Origin of the sequence: Streptomyces sp. NPDC005574 (genome assembly GCF_040605435.1) — a bacterium.
Lineage (GTDB): Bacteria > Actinomycetota > Actinomycetes > Streptomycetales > Streptomycetaceae > Streptomyces.
The window spans coordinates 1-5,450 of sequence record NZ_JBEXCW010000200.1; the positions used below are offsets into that span (position 1 = coordinate 1).

At 72.3% G+C, this 5,450-nt stretch carries 5 protein-coding genes; 1 reads left to right on the forward strand and 4 read right to left on the reverse strand.

What is annotated here, in order from left to right; translation table 11 throughout:
- From ABZT03_RS42810 to ABZT03_RS42820, 3 genes are all read right to left on the reverse strand, one after another.
- The coding region (locus ABZT03_RS42810) for a biotin/lipoyl-containing protein (protein WP_356049554.1) at positions 1–700 on the reverse strand (700 nt) is incomplete at its 3' end.
- 74 nt (positions 701–774) lie between these two features.
- Complete coding sequence (gene lpdA, locus ABZT03_RS42815) at positions 775–2,163, reverse strand: dihydrolipoyl dehydrogenase (RefSeq protein WP_356049556.1); 1,389 nt, start codon at positions 2,161–2,163, stop codon at positions 775–777.
- 273 nt (positions 2,164–2,436) lie between these two features.
- Complete coding sequence (locus tag ABZT03_RS42820; RefSeq protein WP_356049557.1) at positions 2,437–3,978, reverse strand: leucyl aminopeptidase; 1,542 nt, start codon at positions 3,976–3,978, stop codon at positions 2,437–2,439.
- Positions 3,979–4,346: 368 nt separating this feature from the next.
- Between ABZT03_RS42820 and ABZT03_RS42825 the strand changes: the two genes are divergently transcribed.
- Positions 4,347–5,126 (forward strand): endo alpha-1,4 polygalactosaminidase, encoded by a 780-nt coding sequence (locus tag ABZT03_RS42825; protein WP_356049558.1) that lies wholly within the window; start codon positions 4,347–4,349, stop codon positions 5,124–5,126.
- A gap of 19 nt (positions 5,127–5,145) precedes the next feature.
- On the opposite strand, the gene ABZT03_RS42830 is transcribed toward ABZT03_RS42825, so the two are convergent.
- On the reverse strand, positions 5,146–5,450 hold a 305-nt coding region (locus tag ABZT03_RS42830; protein WP_356049560.1), incomplete at its 5' end, for an adenosylcobinamide-GDP ribazoletransferase.

The following is a 5,450-nucleotide window of genomic DNA, read 5'->3' on the forward strand; positions in this document are numbered from 1 at the left end:
CGCCGAGGACACGTACGACGGCGGCGGGGGCCGGAGCCGGGGCGGCGGGGGCCGGAGCGGCCGCCGGAGCGGCACCCGGGGCGCCGATCACGGCCAGCTTGGCGCCGACCTCGGCCGTCTCGTCCTCGGCGACCGTGATCTCCAGCAGCACACCGGAGGTGGGCGCCGGGATCTCGGTGTCGACCTTGTCCGTGGAGACCTCGAGCAGCGGCTCGTCGGCCTCGACGGAGTCGCCGACCTCCTTCAGCCACCGCGTGACGGTGCCCTCGGTGACGGACTCGCCGAGCGCGGGCAGGACGACGTCCGTGCCCTCGGCGGAACCGCCGCCGGACGCGGCCTCGGGGGTGGGAGCGGGGGCCGGAGCCTCCTGCTCGGTGGACGGCTGGGCCTGCGGAGCCGGCTCGGGGGCCGGAGGGGCCACCTCCTCGGCGGCCGGGGCCTGGGTGGCAGCGGGCGCGCCGGTGCCGTCGTCGATGACGGCCAGCTCGGCGCCGACCTCGACGGTCTCGTCCTCGGCGACCTTGATGGAGGCCAGAACGCCGGCTGCGGGAGAGGGGATCTCGGTGTCGACCTTGTCGGTCGACACCTCGAGCAGCGGCTCGTCGGCCTCGACGCGCTCGCCCTCTGCCTTCAGCCAGCGGGTGACAGTGCCCTCGGTGACGCTCTCACCGAGCGCCGGAAGGGTTACGGAAACCGCCATGGTTTCGGTTGCTCCTTACGGAAGTGCGGAAGTCTGTGTCGTCGCGTGGATGCGCGCGTCCGTTGACCGAAGGCTCAGTCGTGGGAGTGGAGGGGCTTGCCGGCCAGGGCCAGGTGGGCCTCCCCGAGTGCCTCGCTCTGCGTCGGGTGGGCGTGGATGAGCTGGGCGACCTCGGCGGGCAGCGCTTCCCAGTTGTAGATCAGCTGGGCCTCGCCGACCTGCTCGCCCATGCGGTCGCCGACCATGTGGACGCCGACCACGGCACCGTCCTTCACCTGGACGAGCTTGATCTCGCCCGAGGTGCCCAGGATCTTGCTCTTGCCGTTGCCCGCGAGGTTGTACTTCAGAGCGACGACCTTGTCCGCGCCGTAGATCTCCTTGGCCTTGGCCTCGGTGATGCCCACGGAGGCGACCTCGGGGTGGCAGTACGTGACCCGCGGCACGCCGTCGTAGTCGATCGGAACGGTCTTCAGACCGGCCAGACGCTCCGCCACCAGGATGCCCTCGGCGAAGCCGACGTGCGCGAGCTGCAGCGTGGGGACCAGGTCACCGACGGCGGAGATGGTCGGGACGTTCGTGCGCATGTACTCGTCGACCAGGACGTAGCCGCGGTCCATCGCGACGCCCTGCTCCTCGTAGCCGAGGCCCTGGGAGACCGGGCCGCGGCCGACGGCGACGAGAAGGAGCTCCGCCTCGAACTCCTTGCCGTCGGCGAGGGTGACCTTCACGCCGTCCTGGGTGTACTCGGCCTTCGAGAAGAAGGTGCCCAGGTTGAACTTGATGCCGCGCTTGCGGAACGCGCGCTCGAGGAGCTTGGAGGAGTTCTCGTCCTCGAGCGGGGCGAGGTGCTTGAGGCCCTCGATGATGGTGATGTCCGTCCCGAAGGACTTCCAGGCGGAGGCGAACTCGACGCCGATGACACCGCCACCGAGGACGATCGCCGACTTCGGCACCCGGTCCAGGACGAGGGCGTGGTCCGAGGAGATGATGCGGTTGCCGTCGATCTCCAGGCCCGGCAGCGACTTCGGCACGGAGCCGGTCGCCAGCAGGACGTGGCGGCCCTGGACACTGCGGCCGTTCACGTCGACGGAGGTCGGGGACGACAGGCGGCCCTCGCCCTCGATGTACGTCACCTTGCGGGAGGCGACGAGTCCCTGCAGGCCCTTGTACAGGCCGGAGATGACACCGTCCTTGTACTTGTGGACGGCGGGGACGTCGATGCCCTCGAAGGTGGCCTTGACGCCGAACTGCTCGCTCTCGCGGGCCTGGTCGGCGATCTCACCCGCGTGCAGCAGGGCCTTGGTGGGGATGCATCCCCGGTGCAGGCAGGTGCCGCCGACCTTGTCCTTCTCGATCAGGGCGACGTCCAGGCCCAGCTGCGCCCCGCGCAGGGCCGCGGCGTAACCACCGCTACCACCGCCGAGGATCACTAGGTCGAAAACGGTGCTGGCGTCGTTCGCCACGTCACGTCCTCCATGCTGTGCGCCGTACGCCGGGCACCGTTGTCCCTCGCGGGTGGTTGACCGGTCGGTCGGCTGGTGTCCGGCCGCTCTTTCTTCGGCCCTGTGGTGGGGGCCCTGTCCTGCCGAGCCCCATCTTCGCACTTGTCAGGGGTGGACGAGACGCCGGGATGGTGTGTGAGACGCCCCACGTCCACCGCGAACCGGACGAACGGGCGGCGGGGCCTCGCGCTACCCGCGTGCGAGGCCCCGCCGTCACTTCCGGTCCGGCCCGGGTCAGCCCAGGTCGCCGGCCGCGGTCAGCTCCGCCAGCCGCACCAGCGTCCGCACCGCGCTGCCGGTACCGCCCTTGGGGGTGTAACCGAACGGTCCGCCCTCGTTGTAGGCCGGCCCCGCGATGTCCAGGTGCGCCCAGGTGATCCCCTCACCGACGAACTCGCGCAGGAACAGCCCGGCGACCAGGCCGCCGCCCATCCGCTCACCCATGTTGGCGATGTCGGCGGTCGGGGAGTCCATGCCCTTGCGCAGGTGCTCCGGCAGCGGCATCGGCCACGCCGGCTCGCCGACCTCCTCCGCGGCCTCCAGGACCGTGGAGCGGAACGCGTCGTCGTTCGCCATGATTCCGAACGTACGGCTGCCGAGCGCCAGCACCATCGCGCCGGTCAGGGTCGCGACGTCCACGATGGCGTCCGGAGCCTCCTGGGAGGCGGCCCACAGCGCGTCCGCGAGGACCAGGCGGCCCTCGGCGTCGGTGTTGAGCACCTCCACCGTCTTGCCGCTGTACATGCGCAGCACGTCACCCGGCCGGGTCGCGGAGCCCGACGGCATGTTCTCCGCCAGCGCCAGCCAGCCGGTGACGTTGACCTCCAGGCCGAGACGGGCGGCGGAGACGACCGCGGCGAACACGGCGGCCGCGCCGCTCATGTCGCACTTCATCGTCTCGTTGTGGCCGGCCGGCTTGAGGGAGATGCCGCCCGAGTCGTAGGTGATGCCCTTGCCGACGAAGGCGAGGTGCTTTGCCGCCTTGGAGTGGGTGTACGACAGCTTCACCAGCCGGGGAGCCGCGGCGGAGCCCACGCCCACGCCGACGATGCCGCCGTAGCCGCCCTTCTCCAGCGCCTTCTCGTCGAGCACCTGCACCTTGATGCCGTGCTCCTTGGCCGCGGCCTGCGCCAGGGCGGCGAAGGACTGCGGGTTGAGGTCGTTCGGCGGGGTGTTGATCAGGTCGCGGGCGCGGTTCAGCTCCTGGGACACGGCGGTGGCGCGCTCGACCGCGGCCTTGAACGCCTTGTCGCGGGGCTTGCCGCCGAGCAGGGTGACCTCGGCCAGCGGGGCCTTGCCGTTCTTGCCCTTGGCGGCCTTGTCGGCGCCGGCGCCCTTGTAGGTGTCGAAGGAGTAGGCGCCGAGCAGCGCGCCCTCGGCGACCGCGCCGGCGTCGGCGGGGTCGGTGAGCGGCAGGGCGAAGGCGGCCTTCTTGGCGCCGAAGAGGGCACGGGCGGCGACACCGGCCGCGCGCCGCAGCGCCTCGGCGTCGTAGCTCTCGTCCTTCTCGGGCTCCGCGCCCAGGCCCACCGCGACCACGAGCGGCGTCTTGAAGCCGGACGGTGCCGGCAGCTTCGTCACCTCGCCCTCGGCCCCGGAGGCTCCGAGGGTCTCCAGGACGCCGGCGAGCCTGCCGTCGTACGCCTTGTCCACGGCCTCGGCGCCCGGTGCGACGACGAGCCCGGCGCCGCCCTTCGGGCTCTTGGCTACACCGATCACGATCGCGTCGGCCCGCAGGCCGGGCACCGCGGCGGTGCTGAGAGTGAGAGCAGTCACGGTGGTGAAATCTCGCTTCCGTTGAATGAAGTGGCTGTGGCCGAACGGGATGGGGCCGGCCCGGCGTCCGACTCTGTCTCCGGCCTCGGAACAGGTCCGCGCCCGGGCGGGCGGACGCCCGGCACGAGCCTACGCTCGGCCCGGGGTCCGATCACCTCGGTTGACCCCTCGATCCGGTAACCAGGGTTATCCCCACCCCGCCCGGCTCGCGTCCGGAGGGGGCGCACCGGTACGCCGGTCGCGCCAACTCCCGTACGGCGGCCCGCCCGGCGCGGCCCGTCGGACCCGGCGCCGCCACCCCGGCCCCGCGCCGCCCGGTCCCGGCGGTCATCCTTGGGGGACACCGCCGCACACCTGGAGCCCGTCCGTTGAGACGCACCGCCGTCGCCGCCGCCCTGATCCTGCTGCTCGCGGCCTGCACCGCCGCGCCCGACGACGAACCGGCCGGGAAACGCTGGCGCCCGCGCCCGGGGGTCGCCTGGCAGTGGCAGCTCAGCGGCCGCCTCGACACCTCCGTCGACGTGCCGGTCTACGACATCGACGGCTTCGACCACTCCGGGGCCGAGGTGGCCGGCCTGCACCGCGCCGGCCGCAGGGTCATCTGCTACGTCTCCACCGGCGCCTGGGAGGACTTCCGCTCGGACGCGGGGAAGTTCCCCCGTTCGGTGCTCGGCCGGGGCAACGGCTGGAAGGGTGAGCGCTGGCTCGACATCCGCCGCACCGACGTCCTGGAACCCCTGATGGCGGCCCGCCTCGACCTGTGCCGGGCCAAGGGCTTCGACGCGGTCGAGCCGGACAACATGGACGGCTACCGCAACCGCACGGGCTTCGACCTGTCGGCCCGCGACCAGCTGCGCTACAACCGGCTGATCGCCCGGCTCGCCCACGACCGGGGCATGGCGGTCGGCCTGAAGAACGACCTGGACCAGATCCCCGACCTGGTGGGGGACTTCGACTTCGCGGTCAACGAACAGTGCGCCCAGTACGGCGAGTGCGCCGACCTGAAGCCGTTCGTCGCCGCGGACAAGGCGGTCTTCCACGTCGAGTACGAACTGCCCGTCGGCCGCTTCTGCGCCGACTCCCGCCGCCTGAAGCTGAGTTCGATGCTCAAGAAGTACGACCTGGGGGCCTGGCGGAAGGCGTGCTGAGCCCGGTCCCGCCGGCGCCTCACCCGAGGCAGAGCACCAGCAGGGCCGTGGTGGCCGCCGTCTCCGCGAGCCCCCCGAACACGTCGCCGGTCACCCCGCCGAACCGCCGGGTGCAGTGCCGCAGCAGGAGTTCGGCCACCCCGGCGGCCACCAGCACCGCGAGCGCGGCCCGGACCGCGTCGTCGGCCCCGAGGAGCGCGCCCCCGGCCGTCGCGGCGGCGGTCACCGACAGCCCCGCCAGCACCGCGCCGCCCGCGGTCGGTGGAACACCGCTCCCACAAGGGGCTGAACAACCGGGCGGAGAACAGCCACCAGTCAACGAGG